General features: G+C 51.8%; 18 protein-coding genes. 13 read left to right on the forward strand and 5 right to left on the reverse strand.

What is annotated here, in order from left to right; genetic code table 11:
- Positions 1–41: 41 nt before the first annotated feature.
- The gene (locus tag NT073_RS04380) at positions 42–338 is read left to right on the forward strand and encodes a hypothetical protein (RefSeq protein WP_297369371.1); all 297 of its coding nucleotides are present in this window, start codon (positions 42–44) and stop codon (positions 336–338) included.
- Positions 339–479: 141 nt separating this feature from the next.
- On the opposite strand, the gene NT073_RS04385 is transcribed toward NT073_RS04380, so the two are convergent.
- Entirely contained in the window at positions 480–1,337 is an 858-nt protein-coding gene (locus tag NT073_RS04385) for an FkbM family methyltransferase (RefSeq protein WP_297369373.1), read from the reverse strand.
- Between the two features lie 157 nt (positions 1,338–1,494).
- On the opposite strand from NT073_RS04385, the gene gcvP reads away from it, so the two are divergent.
- From gcvP to NT073_RS04400, 3 genes are all read left to right on the forward strand, one after another.
- Positions 1,495–4,398 carry an aminomethyl-transferring glycine dehydrogenase gene (gcvP, locus tag NT073_RS04390; protein WP_297369376.1) on the forward strand — a complete coding sequence of 968 codons (2,904 nt, stop codon included), beginning with the start codon at positions 1,495–1,497 and terminating at the stop codon, positions 4,396–4,398.
- A gap of 193 nt (positions 4,399–4,591) precedes the next feature.
- On the forward strand, positions 4,592–6,598 hold the full coding sequence (locus NT073_RS04395) for an OmpA family protein (RefSeq protein WP_297369379.1): 2,007 nt from the start codon (positions 4,592–4,594) through the stop codon (positions 6,596–6,598).
- Positions 6,599–6,695: 97 nt separating this feature from the next.
- Complete coding sequence (locus NT073_RS04400) at positions 6,696–7,505, forward strand: tryptophan-rich sensory protein (protein WP_297369381.1); 810 nt, start codon at positions 6,696–6,698, stop codon at positions 7,503–7,505.
- 72 nt (positions 7,506–7,577) lie between these two features.
- Here the strand turns inward: NT073_RS04400 and NT073_RS04405 are convergent, their stop codons facing one another.
- Positions 7,578–8,015, reverse strand: coding sequence for a peptidylprolyl isomerase (locus NT073_RS04405; protein ID WP_297369384.1), 438 nt, complete (start codon positions 8,013–8,015; stop codon positions 7,578–7,580).
- A 299-nt stretch (positions 8,016–8,314) separates the two neighbouring features.
- Between NT073_RS04405 and NT073_RS04410 the strand changes: the two genes are divergently transcribed.
- From NT073_RS04410 to NT073_RS04440, 7 genes are all read left to right on the forward strand, one after another.
- The gene (locus NT073_RS04410) at positions 8,315–11,473 is read left to right on the forward strand and encodes an efflux RND transporter permease subunit (protein WP_297369388.1); all 3,159 of its coding nucleotides are present in this window, start codon (positions 8,315–8,317) and stop codon (positions 11,471–11,473) included.
- A complete protein-coding gene (locus tag NT073_RS04415) occupies positions 11,473–11,769 on the forward strand; it encodes a DUF952 domain-containing protein (protein WP_297369391.1) in 297 nt (98 codons plus the stop codon). Before NT073_RS04410 ends, NT073_RS04415 begins: the two co-directional genes overlap by 1 nt.
- Positions 11,770–11,858: 89 nt before the next feature.
- Positions 11,859–12,959, forward strand: coding sequence for an efflux RND transporter periplasmic adaptor subunit (locus NT073_RS04420; protein ID WP_297369394.1), 1,101 nt, complete (start codon positions 11,859–11,861; stop codon positions 12,957–12,959).
- The gene (locus NT073_RS04425) at positions 12,956–14,434 is read left to right on the forward strand and encodes an efflux transporter outer membrane subunit (RefSeq protein WP_297369397.1); all 1,479 of its coding nucleotides are present in this window, start codon (positions 12,956–12,958) and stop codon (positions 14,432–14,434) included. Before NT073_RS04420 ends, NT073_RS04425 begins: the two co-directional genes overlap by 4 nt.
- A 178-nt stretch (positions 14,435–14,612) precedes the next feature.
- Positions 14,613–15,698: a mannose-1-phosphate guanylyltransferase gene (locus NT073_RS04430; RefSeq protein ID WP_297369399.1), complete on the forward strand. Its 1,086-nt coding sequence runs from the start codon at positions 14,613–14,615 to the stop codon at positions 15,696–15,698.
- 170 nt (positions 15,699–15,868) lie between these two features.
- The gene (locus tag NT073_RS04435) at positions 15,869–16,441 is read left to right on the forward strand and encodes a hypothetical protein (protein WP_297369402.1); all 573 of its coding nucleotides are present in this window, start codon (positions 15,869–15,871) and stop codon (positions 16,439–16,441) included.
- Positions 16,442–16,475: 34 nt separating this feature from the next.
- Positions 16,476–17,414 carry a serine hydrolase gene (locus tag NT073_RS04440; protein ID WP_297369405.1) on the forward strand — a complete coding sequence of 313 codons (939 nt, stop codon included), beginning with the start codon at positions 16,476–16,478 and terminating at the stop codon, positions 17,412–17,414.
- 88 nt (positions 17,415–17,502) lie between these two features.
- Here NT073_RS04440 and NT073_RS04445 read toward each other — a convergent pair whose 3' ends face one another.
- The 3 genes from NT073_RS04445 to NT073_RS04455 form a co-directional block, all read right to left on the reverse strand.
- Positions 17,503–18,390 carry a cyclase family protein gene (locus tag NT073_RS04445; protein ID WP_297369407.1) on the reverse strand — a complete coding sequence of 296 codons (888 nt, stop codon included), beginning with the start codon at positions 18,388–18,390 and terminating at the stop codon, positions 17,503–17,505.
- A gap of 32 nt (positions 18,391–18,422) precedes the next feature.
- Positions 18,423–19,442, reverse strand: coding sequence for a thiamine-phosphate kinase (thiL, locus tag NT073_RS04450; RefSeq protein ID WP_297369410.1), 1,020 nt, complete (start codon positions 19,440–19,442; stop codon positions 18,423–18,425).
- Between the two features lie 142 nt (positions 19,443–19,584).
- A complete protein-coding gene (locus NT073_RS04455; protein ID WP_297369412.1) occupies positions 19,585–20,031 on the reverse strand; it encodes a hypothetical protein in 447 nt (148 codons plus the stop codon).
- 108 nt (positions 20,032–20,139) lie between these two features.
- Between NT073_RS04455 and NT073_RS04460 the strand changes: the two genes are divergently transcribed.
- Together NT073_RS04460 and NT073_RS04465 are read left to right on the forward strand one after the other, a co-directional pair.
- The gene (locus NT073_RS04460) at positions 20,140–20,388 is read left to right on the forward strand and encodes a cytochrome b5 domain-containing protein (protein WP_297369415.1); all 249 of its coding nucleotides are present in this window, start codon (positions 20,140–20,142) and stop codon (positions 20,386–20,388) included.
- Between the two features lie 30 nt (positions 20,389–20,418).
- Positions 20,419–21,264 carry an N-acetylglucosamine kinase gene (locus tag NT073_RS04465; RefSeq protein ID WP_297369418.1) on the forward strand — a complete coding sequence of 282 codons (846 nt, stop codon included), beginning with the start codon at positions 20,419–20,421 and terminating at the stop codon, positions 21,262–21,264.
- The last annotated feature ends 127 nt before the right edge of the window (positions 21,265–21,391 follow it).

Raw genomic sequence — 21,391 nt, forward strand, 5'->3', positions numbered from 1 at the left:
TAACTATAGTAACGGTTTTGGGGTGTAAGCAAGCTGACGTAGTGCCCAAAACTCCCGAGCAGTTATTAACAGCTACTGCCTGGAAACTTGATGAGCTGCGTTACCTGCAAAACAATGTTCCACACTATTACAAACGGGACGGAACGCAGAATACAGAAAGCTTCTCCGAAGAATACATTGAGTTTTTCAGCGACAATACGGGAAAGTATTCCGGACAGAATTCTTCAACAGCGTCGCTTACCTGGGGTTTTACAAATCCGGAAAAAACAATGATTCAGTATACGCTATCCTATGGGTTGCGGGTAACCTGGGAGAATGTCATTCTTTCTGAAAAATAAATTCGCTACACGGAATACTATGATCGGGATGGTGTAAAGTCTTTAGGAGAAGGCATACGAATACCCAGATAAGTAGAGGGTAAAGTTTATGTCGTTTAACGCAGCGGGAGTGCTGAACCCCTCGGTCAAACTGCTAAAACGTTATACACTAGCCTGAAAAACTAAATTGATGTACCGGTTAACGGGCTTCTTCCCTAAGTCAAACAAAGCGTCATACGTCGTAGTGACCACTTCATTTTTCTCCTCATCAATCTGACTGACACCGTAACCCAGGTCCTGCATCATCGACAGATAATCGGCGGGAGAAGCCCCGCTATTGTATAACCCACGCGGCCAGAATTCACTGATGACAATGGGCATATACTTCGCTAAAAGAGCCTGTCCACCTTTCAGAACAAAGTACTCGAACCCTTGAACGTCGATCTTGATGAGGTCTACCCGTTCCTTAATCGTATCATCGAGCCGCAGCGTTGGCACATCGACGTATTCGGTAAAATCACCGTCGTTGTAGAGTCGATAATCACCAACGTTGAAAGGATGTTTATACAGACGGAGCGTCTCTTTTTTATCGGACAAAGCCGCATTGTATGCCGTTACGTTTGTCAGGTTATTGAGAACCAGGTTTTTTTGGAGGGTTGCATAGTTGCCGGGGTCGGGTTCAAAGGCAAACACTTTGCCATGTACGGCTTTCTGGCCCACCCGGATGCTGTAAAAACCCATGTTGGCGCCAATATCGAGCATCACCGTGTTGGCTTTCACGAACGAAAGAATGGTCTGGGTTTCGGTTTCTTCAAACTTCCCCGAGTTGATAATCTGGAGGGTATCGTGCGGATCGACGTACATCGAGAAGTCGCCAAAGTTATACGGCTTACTATTGTCGATTGGCTCCTTCAAGCCGAGCTTGTGGGCTAAAATGGCCGTTTTAAACAGCACACGATCACCGTCGAAGCCTAGTTTGTCGAGGGCCGTTGACACCGTATTGAGGAGTGCCTGTTTCATATAAATGCGTTGATAGAGGGTTAGATACAGGATAAAAACAGGACATCAATGTATGTTCCAAACGAAAGTTAACAACTAATGTGCCGAATCCGCCGACTTCGCACGTTTTGCCGTAAATTTGAGTTTCCATTAAAACGAAAAGGTGGGTGATCCCGGCATGAAACTAAAACTTCAACAGACAGACCTATTTGAAGACCGACATCACGGTCAAACCGACGCGGCACTGGCCGAGATTCTCCAGACCGTTGGCGTGGAATCAATTGACGAACTGATTAGCCAGACAGTACCCGACGCAATTCGGCTGGCAAATCCCCTGAATCTGCCCGAACCAAAATCAGAAATGGCCTTTCTGGCTGATTTTAAAAAGGTTGCCGGACAGAACAAAATCTTTAAATCGTACATCGGCACGGGTTATTATGACACCCTGACCCCGAACGTTATCCTCCGCAACATTCTCGAAAATCCAGCCTGGTATACCGCCTATACGCCCTACCAGGCCGAAATAGCCCAGGGACGACTCGAAGCCCTGCTGAACTTCCAGACGGTAATTTCGGATCTGACGGGCATGGACCTGGCCAATGCGTCGCTGCTCGATGAAGCAACCGCAGCCGCCGAAGCCATGCATATGCTGTACGCCATGCGTCCGGCCCAGAAAAAATCGGCGTCTACCTTCTTTGTGTCGGAGCGCTGCCATCCCCAAACCATTGATGTAGTACTAACGCGGGCTACCCCCATTGGCGTAAACGTACTCATCGGCGATCACCGCGCGGTCGACCTGACCAGTGGCGAAATATTCGGGATGCTGCTGCAATACCCCGCTTCGGATGGTGAAGTATTCGACTATACTGACCTGATTGCAACGGCCCACGAACTGAACATTACCGTTGCCGTTGCCGCCGATCTGCTGGCACTGACTTTGCTCACCCCTCCCGGCGAAATGGGTGCCGATGTGGTGGTTGGTTCGTCGCAGCGGTTTGGCGTGCCTATGGGGTATGGTGGACCACATGCCGCGTTCTTCGCTACCCGCGATGCCTTCAAACGGCAGATTCCGGGCCGGATCATCGGAGTGTCGCAGGATGCCGAAGGCCGCCCCGCTTTGCGCATGGCGCTTCAAACCCGTGAGCAGCACATCCGTCGCGAAAAGGCGACCTCAAATATTTGTACCGCACAGGTATTGCTGGCCGTAATGGCTGGTAGCTATGCTGTGTATCATGGCCCCGAACGGCTTCGTGCCATTGCCGAGCAGGTACACACCCTCACCAAAATCTTCGCTACGGCGCTTCGCTGGAATGGGTATGACGTCAATACCGAAAATTACTTCGACACCGTTAAAGTGAGCGTATCGGATACCGAATCGCTGAAAAAATCGGCGAAGGCCGCTCAAATCAACCTTCGGTATTTTGACGATGAAGAGCACGTAGGTGTATCTTTCGATGAAGCTAAATCGCTCCACGATGTCACCGAACTGCTGACCGTTTTCGGGATCAAGCCAGACATGGATGCCATTCTGGAAAGTCTGGAAATTACCTGGCCCGACCCGCTCATCCGGCAGTCAGACTACCTCACTCACCCGGTGTTCAACACACACCATACCGAACACGAAATGCTTCGGTACCTGAAATCGCTGGAAGAAAAAGACCTTTCGCTGGTCCATTCCATGATTTCGCTCGGTAGCTGTACCATGAAACTGAACGCCACCGCCGAAATGATTCCGGTTACCTGGCCCGAGTTGGGCAAGCTGCATCCATTTGCACCGAAAGATCAGACGGCGGGCTACCAGCAGATGTTTACCGAGCTGAACGCCTGGCTTTGCGAGGTAACGGGCTTTGCGGCCATGTCGCTGCAACCCAACTCCGGTGCTCAGGGCGAATACGCCGGTCTGATGGTGATTCGGGCGTACCACGAAAGCCGGGGGGATTTCCACCGGACAATCTCCCTGATTCCACAGTCGGCGCACGGCACTAACCCCGCCAGCGCCGTGATGGCCGGTATGAAAGTCGTGATCGTGAAGTGCGATGAGCGCGGTAACATCGACGTAGCCGATCTGAAAGCGAAAGCCGAACAATACAGTAACGACCTGTCGTGTTTGATGGTTACCTATCCATCCACGCACGGGGTATTTGAAGAAAGCATTAAGGAAATCTGCGACATCATCCACCAGCATGGCGGGCAGGTGTATATGGACGGCGCGAACATGAACGCCCAGGTTGGTTTGACCTCTCCGGCGGCCATTGGTGCCGATGTTTGCCACCTGAACCTGCACAAAACCTTCTGCATTCCGCACGGTGGTGGTGGTCCGGGTATGGGCCCCATCGGTGTGGCGTCGCAGCTGGTGCCATTCCTGCCGGGTCATGCGGTGGTGCATGTCGGTGGCGATCAGGCCATTCATGCGGTTTCTGCAGCCCCTTATGGCTCGGCCAGTATCCTCACCATTTCGTACGCTTACATTGCGATGATGGGTGGCGAAGGACTGACAAACGCGACGAAGCGGGCCATCCTGAACGCCAACTACATCAAAGCGCGTCTGGATGGCCATTACGATACACTGTACACCGGTACCAACGGTCGATGTGCCCACGAAATGATCATCGACTGCCGTCCGTTCAAAGCTACAACGGGTGTTGAAGTGGAGGACATCGCCAAGCGACTGATGGACTATGGTTTTCACGCGCCAACGGTGTCGTTCCCGGTAGCGGGTACGATGATGATCGAACCAACGGAGTCGGAATCGAAAGCCGAACTCGACCGGTTCTGTGAAGCCATGATTGCCATTCGCAACGAAATTCGGGAAGTCGAAGCGGGCGAAGCCGACCGCGCCAGCAACGTACTGAAACATGCGCCCCATACGGCAACGGTTGCCCTAAGTGATACCTGGAACCGACCTTATAGCCGCGAGAAAGCTGTTTTCCCGCTGCCACAGGTTCGTGCCCGTAAGTTCTGGCCAAGTGTAAGCCGTATTGATTCGGCCTACGGTGACCGGAATCTTGTTTGCTCCTGCATTCCTGTTGACGAGTACGCAACAGAAGTAGCCGAAGAGGCCGGTGTAGCGCAACAGGCGTAAGGCAATAGAGTAAGTAACGCGGGTTTCTATTTGCGCTTTGTAATCGTCAAAATCGGGGACTACAAATCGCAAATGGAAACCCGCGTTCCTGTGAACAACCCTCAATAAAAAGCGATTATAATCGTTAAACGTATGTCCCGCCCGAATTTCCAGTATCTTGAGCGGGAAACAGCGATTTGCTTTTTTTAGCCATATGAAAATCAATACGTTATCTGTACTGCTCGTCGTGTTCGGTCTGGCCAGCGGACTTACGGGCTGCAATTCGGCCATGCAGGCGTATAAAAAAGGAGTCCGTCACTATGACGCCGGTGAATATAATCTGGCCCTAACCCAGTTCCAGAAGGCTGCCAAAGGCTCCATTGACCCCGCCCGCCTGAACTATTATACCGCTGAATCATACCGACTATCCAACCGATTTGGCGAGGCTGTTCCGTTCTACCAGAAAGCCATCGAAGCCAATACAACTGAGCCGGATGCCCGCTTCAACTACGCCTACGCGCTGAAATCGCTGGGAAATTATACCGGGGCGCTGGAGCAATTGCAGCAGTATGTGGCCAATGCGCCGAAAACGACCGCTAAAGCCACGCTCGATAAAGCCCGTCGCGAAGTGGAGACGCTGAAAGCGATCAACATCATCGCCCAGAATAAATCGCTTATTACGCTTCGTAACATGAGCAACCTCAATTCGCCGGGGGCTGAGTTTGCCCCCGTGGTGCGGGGCGAGGAGCTGGTTTTCACCGCGTCGCGGAAAGAAACTATTTACAAGAATAACGGCCAGCCCATGCTTGGGTTGTACAAGACCAAATTGAACCAGAAACCCGACGAAACGGGTAGTACAGGTGGTGCATCGGGCCAGCCGGAACCGTTCAGTACGAACGTTTTCCAGGGTGATGTGAACGAAGGAACGCCCGCTTTCTCGAAAGATGGCAAGACCATGATTCTGGCGCGGGGCAACAATGGCAAGCGCAAAGGTGGGCTGGATGTTGACCTCTTCATCAGCCGATTAGGCGACAACAATACCTGGAGCCAACCCCTGCGTCTACCCATCAGCGATTCGCTGGCGTGGGACGGTTCGCCCGCGTTTTCGGCCGATGGCAAAACGTTGTACTTTGCGTCGAACCGGGCCGGTGGTGCCGGTGGCATCGACCTGTACCGGACCAGCATCGACGCGTCGGGCCGTTTCAGCCGACCCGTTAACATGGGCCGCGACATCAATACGCCGGGCGATGAGATGTTCCCCTATGTAGGTGCCAACGCCAAACTGTATTTTGCTTCCGACGGGCATCCTGGCTTAGGCAAGCTGGATATTTTCGTAGCGACCCGTTCGGGTGGGGTAACACGGGTCGAAAACATGGGCCAGCCTATCAACTCGCCCGCCGATGATTTCGGGCTGATCTATACCGATCCGACCAAAGGTTATATGGCCTCGAACCGGGGTGGTGGCAAAGGAGATGATGACATTTATTTCTTCCAGGAAGGTCCGGCTACCGATTCAACAACGATTGTGCAGACGCCACCGGCCAATGCACCCAAAGTTGTGCGCTACTTCATTGCCGGAACGGTTTCGGCCAATGAAACCCCCATTGTCCCGCTCGACTCGGCACGGGTTCGCATTCTGGACGATGCTACGGGCCAGCCCATTGCCGAAGCCACAACCGGCCAACCGGGCACATTTGGCAAGTATCCGTTACAGGAAGGCAAGGACTACACCATTCTGGCTGAGCGCCGGGGTTACCTGACCCGCCGTGAACAGTTTACCATGCAGGGTAAGAGTATTCCTGCCGTTTTCCTGACGAAAGCGCAGACCGACACTACCTTTAACGTGGCCCTGCTGCTCGACCGGGCAACGCTCAACAAAACGTTTGTACTGGAGAACATCTATTACGATCTCGACAAGTTTAATATCCGACCAGATGCGGCCGAAGAACTTGATAAGCTGGTGACGATTCTGAAGGATAATCCAACGCTGAAAATTGAGTTGAGTTCACACACCGACGTTCGTGCACCGGATGCCTACAACATGCGCCTGTCGCAGAACCGGGCTAAGTCGGCCGTTGAGTATATTGTTTCGAAGGGTATTGAAGCAGATCGGATGATCGCCAAAGGGTATGGCGAAACACAGCTGATTGTGAAGAACGCCAAAACCGAAGAGGAGCACCAGCGTAACCGTCGAACGGAGTTCAAGATTCTTGAACTTTAGGGGCGTCGATACAAGTAGGGTAGGGGTTTAGGTTTTACTATCCGTAAACACTACCTTGAAGGGCCTGGTTACTAAAAGGTAATCAGGCCTTTTTCTTATGCAAAACGACAAACTCCGCCAGTTCTTCGTACTCTTTAGTATTATCACCCTTATTGTCATGAACTACCTGTCCAACATGGCTGCTTTTGGGGGGAAGACAAATAAGGAAATTTCAGATCAGTACCATACGTTGATTACGCCCGCCGGGTACGCCTTTTCCATTTGGGGAGTCATCTTTTTGGGACTGCTGGCCTTCAGTATCTATCAGGGACTTGGCTCGCAGCGCACGAACCCGCGCTTCCGGGCCATCGGCTGGTGGGTGGTGCTGAATGCGTTCGGTAACGCCATCTGGAGCCCGCTTTTCAACAACGAGAAAATAGGGTTAGCGCTGGTCGTTATTCTCATCATGCTGCTGTCGCTGGTCGTTATTGAGCAGCGCCTGCTGGAACGAAAGCACGTGCCTATCATTGACGCCGACCCCGATATAACCCTGCCCGAGTCACCGGCTTCGGGGACAGAAACGTGGGTGACCCGCATCCCTTTTTCGATCTACTTTGGCTGGCTCACCGTTGCAACGATTCTAAACGTAACGGTCTTTCTGAAATCGACGGAATTCAGCCTGATGGGGCTAAGCGAACAGACCTGGGCCATTGCCATTTTGATCGTTGGTCTGGTAGTAGGGGCTATCGTCTTTAACCGCTTCCGAAGTGTAGCGTATATTCTGGTATTTGCCTGGGCGTATGCGGCTATTGCGGTGGAGCAGGAGGGCGTTGGACAGATACCATTGGTGGCCGGAGCAGCTGCTATTGTGGCCGTAGTGCTGGCCATTATTGGTCTGATCTCGAAGAAGACGCCGGTATATAGTTAGGTATCCTATATAAGAAACCTTGTTGTATCAGGAAGCAGACTGCTTCCTGATACAACAAGGTTAAAATTTTTACTATTCTTCAATAACCGTAATGCTGTTGATTTTATCGCCCTGCTTAATCTGGTCGATAACGTCCAGCCCGTCTACAACTTTACCAAAAACAGTATGGTTGCGGTCGAGGTGGGCCGTATTCTGACGGTTGTGGCAGATGAAAAACTGCGAACCACCCGTATTGCGTCCTGCGTGCGCCATCGACAAAACACCCCGGTCGTGGTATTGATTGTCGCCCGTGAGCTCGCAGTCGATGGTGTAACCCGGTCCACCCGCTCCGGTGCCGGTTGGGTCGCCCCCCTGAATCATGAAATTAGGGATAACCCGGTGAAATTTAACGCCGTCGTAAAATCCCTTCTTGGCAAGCGTAATAAAGTTATCAACCGCTTTGGGCGCATCTTTCTCGAAAAACTCGATCAGCATCGTCCCCTTGTCGGTATTCATCTGTGCCTTTGGCATAACTCAAATTGATTTGTTTGTTACAAAATTAAGAGGATTTCCTGTCAATAGCAGACAGGTACATTCCATCCGTTTACTTTAACAAAAAAGTTGTCATAACAATTTATTCTTTGAATAAGTCAATAATGTCGATTGGCTTTTTTGGAATAATCCAACTAAATTGCCTGATGGTTAGTTAGAAACGGTACTTCATCTCCTTTGACTTCTTGGATTTATGCAATTGTACATTGCTCTTCCTGCCCGATTGAGTAATAGTATATGCGCAGTATTCGCTAATTTTTTGTTTTTGTTGGCTCATCATGTGGATTGTACGCCTGGCGCTTGAAAAAAAATACACCATCGCTGTAATGGCGTTGCTCATTATGATTATGGGCGGGTTGGCTGTCATTCAAATGCCAACCGACATCTTTCCAAGAATCAATATTCCGGTCGTTTCGGTCATCTGGGGCTATACTGGTCTGTCGACTAACGAAATGGAGAAGATGATCACCAATTTCTCCGAAACCTCCCTTATCAATAACGTCAGCGACATTCAACGGCTCGAATCACAGACGTATAATGGTACCGCTGTTTTGAAAATATACTTTCAGCCAACGGTCAAGATTGAAGAAGCGCTGGCGCAGGTGACGGCTATTTCACAGACAATTCTGGTGCGGATGCCACCCGGTACGCAACCACCGCTCATTGTACGCTATAATGCCACCGACGTACCGGTTCTCCAGCTTGGCCTTTCATCCGATAGCCTGACCGAAGCCCAGATTACCGACTATGCCCAAACGCGCGTTCGACCGCAAATCTCGACGGTGCCGGGAAGCCGTCTCTCACAGGGATTTGGCGGGAAGAGCCGCCAGATTGCGGTCGATCTGGACCCCGACCAGCTCGTGGCTTACAACGTCACGCCCGAAGAAGTAACCAATGCCGTTGCGGCCCAGAATTTAACCCTGCCCGGTGGTTCGCTCCGGCTGGCCGAACGGGAGTACAACATCCGCCTGAACTCCAAACCGGATGTGATCAATACCCTCAACGATATTCCCATTAAAATCATTGGTGGTACCACCGTACACATGCGCGATGTGGCTAATGTGCACGACGGCGCGGCTGTTCAGTCCAATATTGTGAAGCAGGACGGCAGCAAAGGGGTGCTGATGCGGATCGTAAAAACGGGCAATGCATCGACGACCGAAATTGTCGATAAAATCAAAAACCAGATTTTGCCGACCGTACGCGCTGCCGCTCCATCGAACCTTCGGGTCGAAGCCCTGTTCGATCAATCGGTATTTGTGCGGGCCTCTATTAAGGGGGTGCTGATAGAAGGGTTGATTGCGGCTTTGCTGACGGCCGGACTTATTCTGCTGTTTCTGGGAAGCTGGCGCAGCACGCTTATTGTGGCCATTTCGATTCCGCTATCCATTCTGGCGTCGCTGATTGTGTTGTATCTGCTTGGCGAAACGCTCAATATTCAGACGCTGGGCGGACTGGCATTGGCCATCGGTATTCTGGTCGACGACGCCACCGTAACCATCGAGAATATTCACCGAAACGAAGAACTGGGATTGCCCCTGCGGCAGGCTATTCTGGAAGGGGCCCAGCAGATTGCTACCCCAACGCTGGTATCGACACTTACTATCTGTATCGTGTTTACGTCGGTGCTGTTTCTCGAAGGTCCGGCGCGTTTCCTATTCGGCCCTTTGGCCGAAGCGGTGGTATTTGCCATGCTGGCATCGTATATACTATCCCGTACGTTAGTACCCGCCCTGGCCGACCTGATGCTGCGTGGCGAAACGCAGCATAATCATGCGGGCGGTAAACGGCCCAATGCCTTTGCTCGCTTTTATAACCGTTTCAATGCGGGTTTCGACCGGTTTCAGGCGCGGTATATTCGGGCGCTGGAGTGGGTGCTGGCTAATCGGCGAACGGTGTTTGCTGTTTTTCTGGTCGTTGTGGTGTTTACGTTTATACTGCTTCCGTTCGTTGGCCGGGATTTCTTTCCGCAGGTGGATGGTGGGCAGATTAAACTGCACCTGCGTGCGCCGGTAGGGTCCAGGCTGGAATATACCGAGCAGATTGCCGCGCAAACCACCGAAATCGTTCGGGAGGTCATTCCGGAAGAAGAGGTAAGCTCGGTGATCAGCAACATTGGTCTGACGTCGGAGCGATATAACTTTTTCTTCTCGGATAACTCGACCGCCAGCTCGGCAGATGCTGAATTGCTTATCTCCCTGAGTGAAGATCGGAAGAACCCAACCATCGATTATGTTCGCGAGCTTCGGTCCAAGCTGCGCGAGGAAATGCCGGATGTAACGTACTTTTTTCTGCCCGCCGATATCGTCAGCCAGATTTTGAATTTTGGTCTGACGGCCGCCATCGACGTGCAGGTGTCGGGTTTCGACCGGGCAAATAACCTCAAAGTAGCCCGCGAACTGGAGCAAAAAATAGCGCAGGTGCCCGGTGCCGTGGATGTACACCTGCATCAGGTGCTTGATGCTCCCGAACTCTTTCTGTCGGTCGACCGGGAGCGGGCCGGACAACTGGGCCTGACCGAGCAGCGGGTGGCCACTAACCTCAATATTTCGCTGAGTGGCACCGGCCAGACCCGTCCCAACTTCTGGCCCGATCCAAATACGGGTTTCCCCTACATCATTGCTGTACAAACGCCACCCTACAAACTGGACTCGTACGACAAGTTGCTGCAAACCCCCGTCGCGGCTGGCCCGGCCGACCGGTCTACGCCCCAACTGCTGAGTAACGTAATGACCATGAAGCGCACCACGGCACCGGTCATCATCAACCGGGTCAATACCCAGCCGAGTTACGATGTGTATGCCTCGGTCGAGAAAACGGACCTGGGTTCGGTAGCCAAAGCGCTGGAAGAAATCACGGCCGAATACAAAACACAACTCAAGCCCGGAAACGTCATCTCCATTCGCGGGCAGGTAGAGAGCATGGAAAGCGCCTTTAGCCGACTGGGCCTGGGCATTGTCTTTGCGGCCTTGCTGGTGTATCTGCTCATGGTTGTCAACTTCCAGTCGTTCCGTTATCCATTCATTATTATCACTGCCCTGCCGGGTGCTTTGTGCGGCATGGTCTGGATGCTGTTCCTGACGGGTACAACGTTTAGTATTCCGTCGCTTATGGGAGCTATTATGAGTGTAGGTGTAGCCACGGCCAACAGTATTCTGCTGGTCAGCTTTGCCAAAGACCACCTGCCTGAAGTGGGTGGTAACGCTTACGAAGCCGCCCTCGAAGCGGGTCGAACCCGCCTGCGCCCCATTATTATGACCGCTATTGCTATGATTATCGGTATGCTGCCGATGTCGCTGGGCCTAGGTGAAGGTGGGGAGCAGAACGCTCCGCTGGGCCGGGCGGTAATTGGCGGCCTGCTGCTGGCTACCTTTACCACACTCCTCTTTGTTCCTGTTGTATTCAGCTATCTGGCCCGCAAACCCAAGTCTGCTTAATGAACCTCATTTACCATATTGTTTCAGCCGCCGACTGGCAACAGCAGGAAAACACGTCTACCTACGAAGCGCCCAGCCTGCAAACGGAAGGCTTCATTCATCTGTCTACCAAAGAACAGGTGGCAGGAACGCTAAGCCGCTATTATCAAGCCGTGCCCGATTTATTGCTGCTGCACATCGATACCAGCAAGCTGACCAGTGAACTGAAGTACGAACTGGCTACTAACAACGAAGCCTTTCCGCATCTCTACGGCCCACTTAACAACGAAGCCGTCGTCCATGTCGAAACTTTGTAAAATCAGACGAAGCCGTTGTTTTTCGGTATGACCCATAAAACGCGCCGTTTGTCTATCCAGAACCTGAATACACTAGTTAATCTTACTCCATGAAAGCACTTCGCATCCTGATTCCTCTTTTGCTGTTGGTTGCCGTGTTCGTCTTTTTCGGTGTATTGCCCCGAATGCGTAATACGCAGGAACTGAAAGCGGCCGTTTCGGAGGAAAAGAGCCGTGACCCTATCGTGAACGCGGTGCCGCTCAAGCACTCGTCCGATACAACCGGGCTTACTTTGCCCGGCCAGATTCAGCCATTCCGGCAAACGCCCCTCTACGCCCGCACGCAGGGCTTTCTGCGACGGTGGTATGTCGACATTGGCGGACAGGTTAAACAGGGGCAGCTGCTGGCTATCATCGACGTACCCGAACTGGACCAGGACATTGCCCGTGCCAAAGCCGATCTGCAACTGGCCCAAACTAACCTCGACCGTCTGCAAAGTGTGCAGTTGCCCGGTGCCATTGCCCGGCAGGATGTTGATACGCGCCGGTCGGCGGTGACGGTAGCGGAGGCCAATGTCGGCCGGTTGCAGGCGCTGAAAAATCTGCAGCAGATTCGGGCACCCTTTAGCGGAATCATCACCAGCCGGACGGCCGAAAACGGGACACTGGTATCGCCGGGAACGGGGCAGCCGCTGTTTACGCTCTCGGAAGTGGGCTCACTGCGGGTATTTGTCGATGTGCCGCAAACGTATTACCAGTACATGAAAATCGGGATGCCCGCTACGGTTACGATTCCTGAGCTGAAAAATCAGACCTTCCAGGGAAAAGTTATGCATACGTCGGGGGCCTTACGCAGCGATTCACGAACATTGCTGGCCGAAGTCGTAATTCCCAATGCCAAAGAAAGTTTACCCGCCGGGCTGTATAGCCTGGTAAAGTTCGATATGATTGCCGCCCAGGCTCCCGTACTGATTCCGGCCAACGCCTTGCAGATAACACCCGATGGACCACGGGTAGTAGTAGTCGATAGTGGTCAGCGGGTTCATTTTGTGCCGATCAAACTTGGTCGCGATTATGGCACAACGCTCGAAGCTGTGAGTGGCCTGACCGGGCAGGAGTTAGTTGTTACCAACCCAAACGACCGCTTGCGGGATGGTCAGAAAGTAAGGTTTCGGAAAGCCCCAGCCGAAAAAATCATAGTTCAACGATGATGAAATTGTTTCGTAGTGTATTCGTTTTAAGTCTTTTCGTCGCTCAGGTCAATGCGCAGACGACCCCGCTCAATGCGCCGGGCGGTTCGGTTACCATTCAGCCGGGCACCGGCCCGGCTAACTCGCCGGGAACAGTGCAGCCGCAGGTAGCAAGTCCAATGGGAAACGCCACACCAACCGTGTCGGCTATCGATCTGGTGCCAACGCTCACAACCAGTGGTTTTCGGCGGTTTGGCGACCCGATGCTGGAGTCATTGATTCAGGAGGGGCTGGACAATAGTCCCAATCTCCGGGCCGCGCTCAGCCGACTTGAGGAGTCACGAATCCGGGTTCGTATCGCGCAGTCCTTTTTATCGCCGTCGCTGCGGAGTTCGGCACTGGTTACGACCCAGAGTTTATCGGAGCGACGTCCGCTTTCGGTACCCAATCAGGCCGATTTATTGCCCCGGTTTCAGTTGAATACATTTCAGTTGCTGCCCGTCGATGCCAGCTACGAGCTTGACTTGTTCAAACGGATTCGCAGCGGGATTGCCGTTGCCAACTTACAGGCGCAGGCCAGTGACGCCGATTTTCAGTCGTTCCGGCTTTCGCTGGCGTCAGACATTGCCCGCACCTACATGCTCATTCGCGGTAATGACGCAGAGCAGGGCGTTTTTCGCCGGAATATCCAGTCGAGAGATACCACTCTGTCCATTCTTCGTGAGCGTTTTCGGGTGGGGTTGATCAACCAGATCGACGTACAGCGGGCAGAAACCGACTACGCCGGTTTGCAGGTGACGCTCAAAGGGCTGGAACGCGCCCGCGTCGAGCTGGTTAACGGACTGGCTCAGCTTTGCGGGCAGGACCCGACTGCCTTCCAGGTGCCATCTGGTGCGTTGCCGCAAACAATTCCCACTTATCCGTACGCCAGCGTTACGGCGGAACAGCTCCAGCGTCGGCCGGATCTGGTGCAATTTATCCGGCAAAACCAGATTGCGTCAGCGCAGGTAATTTTACAGCAGGCCAGCACCCAGCCACGCGTAACGCTGGTTGGCTCGGGCGGGGTGCTGGCAGGCAAAATAGGTAACTGGTTTACGCCCAGTGCCGCAACGTACCTTGTTGGTGTTAATGCGTCGGTACCGCTGTATGAAGGCCACCGCGCCCGCCAGAACATTGCCTTATCGAAACAGCAGACGCAGACCAATCAGCAGGTGTACCTACAGGCACTTCAACTCGCCCAGCGCGATGCCGAAACCGCCCTCGATAACCTGACCATGCTTCGTCAGCAAATAGACTTACAGGGTCAAACAGTTGCTCTGGCCCGCCGAACGGAGCAGTATAACCGCGAATTGTACGTGCGTGGGCTGGCTACCTATCTGGAAGTGCTGGATGCGCAGCGGACCATTCTAACGACTGAACAGCAACTGGTGCAACTTCGCAGTCAGGAAGTTCAGTTTGCGGTAGCTTTGCTAAGAACCATAGGTGGAGACTTTTAAGGAGGTGGGTGAGGGGGAAGTGTGAGATAAAGTTGGTTCACTCTATGCCATATATCCTATATCATGCATCTTATATCCTACATCTCATACTTTTTCTGTCCGCTGAATCGTAAATCAATCCAGTACTTTATAAATCAAGTAGATAGTTACAACTTTGCTGCAAAATAACTCAGTGTCAATGAATCATACGTATGTTGTTATCATGGCGGGAGGTGTCGGAACGCGATTCTGGCCTTTCAGCCGAACAAGCTATCCCAAGCAATTCCACGATGTACTCGGCACCGGCCGAACCCTGCTTCAACAGACTGCCGACCGATTTGATGGCGTTTGTCCACCCGAAAATATTTTTATCGTTACCAGCTCGCTCTATAAAGATCTTTGCCAGCAGCAGCTTCCTCAATTATCTGACGATCAGGTATTATGCGAGCCTGTGGCCCGAAACACCGCACCCTGCATCGCTTACGCCTGTTACAAAATTGCTCAGAAAGACCCGGAAGCTAACATTGTTGTAGCACCCGCCGACCATATTATCCTGAAAGAAGAAGAGTTTAAACGGACGATTCAGACCGCTCTTGATGCAACTAAAGGGCATGATATTCTGGTAACTCTTGGCATTCAGCCAAGCCGCCCCGACACGGGTTATGGGTATATCCAGTACGTTGCGGAAGAGGGCGAATCCGTCGAAAAGTCAGCGCTACGGCGGGTAAAGACGTTCACCGAGAAACCCCATCTGGAGCTTGCCCAGCAGTTTCTGGAAAGTGGTGAGTTTGTCTGGAATGCCGGTATTTTCGTTTGGAACGCCCAATCCATTATCAAGGCTTTCGAAGCGTATCTGCCCGAAGTTGCCGAGATTTTCGAAGAAGGAAACGAGGCTTATTATGCCGAACGGGAAAAAGCGTTTGTCGATAAAGCTTACTCACTCACGCGCAGCATCTCTATTGACAACGGTATCATGGAGAAGGCCGGGAATGTGTACGTTGTGCTGAGTGACTTCGGCTGGTCGGATCTGGGCACCTGGAAATCATTGTATGAAGTATCGGACAAGAACGACGACCTCAACGTGATCGACGGGCATATCATGTTGTACGATACCAAAAACTGCATCATAAAAACCCCGAAAGACCGGCTGGTAGTCGTTAACGGACTGGATGGCTATATTGTGGCAGAGTACGACAATGTACTCATGATTTGCCGTAAAGAGGAAGAACAGAAAGTCAAAAACTTTGTTGCCGACGCCAAAGAAAGGGGCATGGAGTTTGTATAAAGTTTTTTGTTAAGTCTTTTCTGTCTTTCTGATGGAAGCGAAATTCCGATGCATACGTTGGTGTTTTGCTTCCGTCAGAAAGACAGAAAAGAACTTTTCAGGAAGGAGAAGCCGACGAAACAATGGGATTATGACTCTGTTCGTTAGCTTTATGATCCCTTAATTAGCCTGTGAGAAACGTTTTTTACCTGAGTCTGACCCTGTTGCTGGCCTGTCTTCTTATTGATTGTAAGAACAATGCAGCCAGCTTTTCACCCGGCCCCGGCGACCCTCGCCTTACGGGTACATGGCAACTCGTGGAGCGTTATTTTTCCAAAGATTCGACCAAGTCAATTCTGACGGTCAATCTCAATGTCCGGCACGATACCATTCAGGTTACGGTGGGTGGCCAAACGGTACGGAAAGACACAACGATTACGAAGCTCGACACTATTTTTGTTCGACGCGACACCTCATTTTATACGACCAAACGTTATCCGGCTGTTCCACCGCAAACGCTTACCTTCGGTGCTGATGGCCAGCTTGCCTCAAGTGGCACTGAAATGACTTATTACCGCTCTATCAAGTACTTCAGAGTGGACACCACGTATCCCGACAGTCTGTTTGTTAATTTCTTTATCAGTACCAACGGAGCAAACACGCCATTTCAGCAGCGGTTTGTTGTGCAGCAGGATATGCTCATGCTGTTGTCGAACTGTAATCAGGCGCAGCCCTGTTATTCAAAATTCGTGCGGGTAAAGTGAGGAAATGTCCCGGATTGACTGCATTTTTGGCTATATGACCAGGTATAGACCAGCAGCGTCGCGTCGACGAACAAAAACCAAAACTCTTTTTCTGACCATTGGCTTGGCCTTTGTATCGGCTTTGTGGTTACCCGTAGCAGCTCAATCACGCACGACTTTATCGAAGTTACGGCAGCAGATCGAGCAGGAGTTGAGTAAGCAGCCCGGTATTTTTGCCGTTGCCTTCAAAGATCTCACAACCGGTAAGGAATTGCTCATTCGGGAGCATGAGGTGTTCCATGCGGCCAGTACCATGAAAACGCCGGTCATGATTGAGGTCTACAAGCAGGCCGCTCAGCATAAACTGGCCCTTCAGGATTCCATGACCATCACGACGGACTTCAAGAGTATTGTGGATGGTAGCCCCTACAACCTTCGTGCCGAGCAGGATAGCGACACGAGTATCTACAAAGCCGTAGGGACGAAGCGAACCCTAGCGAATTTGGTATATGACATGATTATTGTGAGCAGTAATCTGGCAACAAACATGGTGATTGAGCGCGTTGGTGCTCAAAATGTAACGCAGACCATGCGCGATTTAGGCGCAAAAGACATTCAGGTTCGGCGGGGGGTAGAAGACAGCAAGGCTTTCGCCCAGGGGCTTAACAACACGACAACCGCCTACGATCTGATGGTCATTTTTGAAAAAATTGCAAGGGGGGGAGCCGTTAGTCCCGATGCGTCGAAAGCCATGATTAACACGCTACTCGACCAGAAATTCAACGACGCCATTCCTGGAAAGTTGCCCAAAGACGTGAAGGTAGCGCATAAGACGGGCTCAATAGCCGGTGTTCGGCATGACTCCGGCATCGTTCTGTTACCCGATGGTCGGAAGTATGTCCTGGTTCTCCTGTCGAAGGAGATTAAAGACGATAAGGCGACAATTAATACAATGGCAACGGTATCGGAGTGGATATATAAATTTGTAAAGTAGTAAGTTGTACCCACGGACTTTAGCCCGTGTTTGCTATGTAAGTAGTGCTTTACTCAAAACACGGACTAAAGTCAGTGGGTACAACTCACTAGCATACTTTTGCCATAGCCCGCACGGGGAATGTTCCGACGCCCTTGAATTTGGGTGGCGTAGCGCTGAAGGTAAAGCCGGTGGCGGGAAGAGCATCCAGATTACACAAGTGTTCCACAATCAGAATATCAGCGCCCAGCAAGGTAGAATGTACCGGTCGGCTATTTCCGCGAGTATCATCGATGTTGTGCGAGTCGATACCCACCAGCTTCACCCCGCAATCGCGCAGGTAGGTAGCTGCATCAGCAGTCAGGAACGGGTGATTTTCGTAATACGCATCGGTGTTCCAGAAATCAGCCCAGCCGGTATGGATCAGGACGGCCCGATTTCTGATTTCGTATGCCTGCAAATGAGTTTCCGTAATGGCCAGCGTATCGGTATGAGGGACGCGAATAACGGTGCCTTCCAGATCCGTAAACGCTTCAAGCCCGAACTCAGATAAGTCTTTGCCATCTGCATATCGGTGAAAAGGGCAATCCAGATAGGTTCCGGTATTGGTAACCATCTCGATCTTACCAATCTGGAACTCGGTACCGGCTTCGTAGAACTGACGGGAGGATTCCCGGCTCAGATAATCGCAGACGATGGGTGCGGGCAGCCCTTTGTAGGTAACAAGACCATCTTCAATGGTATGGCTCAAATCGACAAGGCGCGTCCGTTGTCCCGCGTCGGCTACGGGTGTCCGCTTGTGCGCTTCGGTAATAATCTCTTTGTTGAGAATACACGTTCGCCCCACCATCAACAACCGTAAATCGGCAATAATATAATCCGTCAGGGCCTGATCGGAAATGGTATCGCCGTCAATATCCAACCGAAAGTCTTCACCTTTCAGGCTACCGCCGTTGGTGAAATGAATCTCAAAATCAAACCGGACTCGTTTCTGCATCGTATGGGGCGCGCCAGTCGCGTAGCGGCTAATTACTGGTTCCAGCCCTGCGCCCGAATCGGCGTTTGCTGGCCGGCTTTCGTGGCCAGAACAATTTGCTTAGGATCAGCCGTCAGGTAGCCAATGGCTGTAATACGGGCGTTGGCCGACAGTTTTTCAAACTCCTGCGGAGGAACCGTAAAGAGCAATTCGTAATCTTCGCCCCCATTTAAGGCGGCCGTTATCGGGCTGATCTTGAACTCATCGGCCGCCAGATGCGTCTGGTCGTCGATTGGAATATTTTCATCAAAGATAATCGCGCCAGTACCCGACTGATGGCAGAGGTGAAGGAGTTCAGACGCCAGTCCGTCCGAAATGTCGATCATTGACGTTGGCCGAATGCCGAGGTCGCGGAGTTCGTGAACCATATCGGTGCGGGCATCGGGGCGGAGTTGGCGCTGTACCAGATAGGCCCGTTCTTCGGAGAGATTGGGCTGCATATTTGGGTCGGCGAGGAACACCTGTTTCTCGCGTTCCAGTAGTTGAAGGCCCAGATAAGCGGCTCCCAGATCGCCCGTTACGCAAACGACATCATTGGGTTTCGCGGTGTTTCGGTAGGTAATCAGGTTCTTCGGGACTTTGCCGAGCACCGACACCGAAATGATCAGACCAGAGCGAGAGGCTGTGGTATCGCCCCCAACCAGATCAACCTTGTAAGCCTCGCAGGCCGCCCGGATACCCTCATATAGTTCGTCGATGGCCTCTACCGGAAACCGGCTGCTCAAGGCAATGCTTACAGTCACTTGCACAGGTAGTCCATTCATGGCGGCAATATCCGAGACGCCAAAGGTGATGGCCTTATAACCGAGGTGTTTCAACGGAACATACGTCAGGTCGAAATGGATGCCTTCTACCAACATATCGGTCGATAGGAGACCATAGTCGTCGCCCCAGTCGAACACGGCGGCATCATCGCCAATACCGCGCACCGTTTCGGAATGGGTAGACGCGGGCGTTGCCTGCCGAATACGTTCTATAAGGCCAATTTCACCAATTGTATTAAGATCAGTCATAAAGTATTGAATAATGTACCCACGGGTTTCAACCCGTGCTTTTTAGTTTATCAACAACCCGTGTTGAAACCCGTGGGTACGGAAAAAGCCGCTCCGATTGCTATACGGAACGGCTTTTCGTATGAATTGGTTTGCTGATGTCCTACGGATTGGTCAGCGTGTAAACATTCGTTGTGTTACCGGTTTTCTGGCTGGTCGTTGTCCGTGTGAGCGTAACGCTGGAATCATCAATTGAATTGATTACGAATTCAATTGTGCCATTGGCACCGGTTGGGGAAGGGGTCAGGTCAGTCAGTACAAGGCGATTGTCGGAGGGAACAGAGTACTTGCCAACAAATACATTGCCGTCAAACTCCGTGTAGCGAACCGTAGGGGCCTGGCTCAGGTCGAGTTTAAAGGAGCCGTAGTTGCGTACGTTGGCCGTTCCGCCTTTTGTATAGACCGTAACGGTGCCCTCGTCAACTTTACTGGCGGACCAGGCTTTCGCAATTCGCTCCGAAACAGGAGCGGGTTTATTACTCTTACAGCCTATTAACGCACTAATCAGGGTTACTACTGAAAGAAAAGCGATGTAATGAATCTTTCTCATGGTTAATAAAATGCAATGGGAACAGAAGTGGCTAAGTTACGCTAATTTTGTTGTCACTCACAAAAAGGATGATCAATTATTCCTGTAGTTTGACTGAACGGATAGACCATGCCAACTCATGAAGCGCCATTGCCAACCTACACCCGATCGCAACTGGCCCTCCGAAACGGGCAGGACCGGGACGAGATATGGTGTGCGTACGAAGGGATCATTTACGACCTGTCGAACTCACGCCTTTGGCGCAATGGCAAGCACTACGAACACTGGGCCGGGCAGGACCTCACCGACGAACTCGTCGATGCACCCCATTCGAACAGCGTTTTTGACCGTTTTTCCGCTGTCGGCAAACTACGTTAACCGCAACCGTTACGCTACTCGTATTTATCTATGCTTTTAATCGCTGATAGCGGTTCAACAAAAACCGACTGGCAACTGGTAACTGCTGATGGACAGCCCCGCGCTATTCAAACGGATGGTTTCAATCCATATTATCAGACTACTCAACAAATCGTAGCAACGTTGCAGATACAGCTTATTCCTTATCTGACGGATGCCGCCGTAACGAACGTTTTCTACTATGGTACCGGCTGTACAGGGCCAGCGGTAAACCATATCATTGCCGATGCCTTGCGGGTTGTTTTGCCAGCCTTACAAACGGTTGACGTGAATAGCGATATGCTGGGCGCGGCAAGGGGGGCTCTGGGTCATGAGTCGGGAATAGTCTGTATCCTCGGAACGGGGGCCAATGCCTGTTGCTACGACGGTAATCAGATTACGCGAGGCATTCAGTCGCTGGGGTTCTGGCTAGGCGATGAGGGGAGCGGTGGGTATCTGGGTAAAACCCTCGTTCGCGACTTCTTTCAGGAGCGGCTGCCAGCCAATTTGTGGGCGGCCTTCCAGAACCAATATGCGCTCGACCGCCCGACCTTACTGGAAAATGCCTACCAGAAACCGTACCCCAATCGGTACTTCGCGTCCTTTACACCGTTTCTGTTTGCTCATCTCAATGAGCCGTACATAACTGAGTTGGTGATCGACGCCTTTGTCCTCTTTCTGACAACCTACGTGAAGCGCTTTCCGGAGTCTGAAACAGGGCCTGTCCATTTCGTTGGCTCCATTGCGTATTATTTCGCCGATCAGCTGCGGGAGGCTGTTGAACAAACCGGTTTAACAATGGGTCGTATTATTAAAGCACCCGCTGTAGCACTCGTGGATTTTCATAAAAATGGGTAAGTTCCACCCGTTCACTTGTACCTTTGCAAAAAAAGAAATCAACGGAACGAACAGGCAGCGATCCAGATAGAATTGCTACCGAAAAGTAAACAGGAAATAGGATAATTCCTGACTGCTCCATTCGCTC

The sequence above is a fragment of the Spirosoma sp. genome (assembly GCF_026391055.1).
Taxonomy (GTDB): Bacteria; Bacteroidota; Bacteroidia; order Cytophagales; family Spirosomataceae; genus Spirosoma.

Coding starts and splice junctions, on each gene's coding strand:
- NT073_RS04385 (WP_297369373.1), bottom strand. CDS start 1,337: ATGAAACAGGCACTCCTCAATACGGTGTCAACGGCCCTCGACAAACTA.
- gcvP (WP_297369376.1), top strand. CDS start 1,495: ATGAAACTAAAACTTCAACAGACAGACCTATTTGAAGACCGACATCAC.
- NT073_RS04395 (WP_297369379.1), top strand. CDS start 4,592: ATGAAAATCAATACGTTATCTGTACTGCTCGTCGTGTTCGGTCTGGCC.
- NT073_RS04400 (WP_297369381.1), top strand. CDS start 6,696: ATGCAAAACGACAAACTCCGCCAGTTCTTCGTACTCTTTAGTATTATC.
- NT073_RS04405 (WP_297369384.1), bottom strand. CDS start 8,015: ATGCCAAAGGCACAGATGAATACCGACAAGGGGACGATGCTGATCGAG.
- NT073_RS04410 (WP_297369388.1), top strand. CDS start 8,315: ATGTGGATTGTACGCCTGGCGCTTGAAAAAAAATACACCATCGCTGTA.
- NT073_RS04415 (WP_297369391.1), top strand. CDS start 11,473: ATGAACCTCATTTACCATATTGTTTCAGCCGCCGACTGGCAACAGCAG.
- NT073_RS04420 (WP_297369394.1), top strand. CDS start 11,859: ATGAAAGCACTTCGCATCCTGATTCCTCTTTTGCTGTTGGTTGCCGTG.
- NT073_RS04425 (WP_297369397.1), top strand. CDS start 12,956: ATGATGAAATTGTTTCGTAGTGTATTCGTTTTAAGTCTTTTCGTCGCT.
- NT073_RS04430 (WP_297369399.1), top strand. CDS start 14,613: ATGAATCATACGTATGTTGTTATCATGGCGGGAGGTGTCGGAACGCGA.
- NT073_RS04440 (WP_297369405.1), top strand. CDS start 16,476: ATGACCAGGTATAGACCAGCAGCGTCGCGTCGACGAACAAAAACCAAA.
- NT073_RS04445 (WP_297369407.1), bottom strand. CDS start 18,390: ATGCAGAAACGAGTCCGGTTTGATTTTGAGATTCATTTCACCAACGGC.
- thiL (WP_297369410.1), bottom strand. CDS start 19,442: ATGACTGATCTTAATACAATTGGTGAAATTGGCCTTATAGAACGTATT.
- NT073_RS04455 (WP_297369412.1), bottom strand. CDS start 20,031: ATGAGAAAGATTCATTACATCGCTTTTCTTTCAGTAGTAACCCTGATT.
- NT073_RS04460 (WP_297369415.1), top strand. CDS start 20,140: ATGCCAACTCATGAAGCGCCATTGCCAACCTACACCCGATCGCAACTG.
- NT073_RS04465 (WP_297369418.1), top strand. CDS start 20,419: ATGCTTTTAATCGCTGATAGCGGTTCAACAAAAACCGACTGGCAACTG.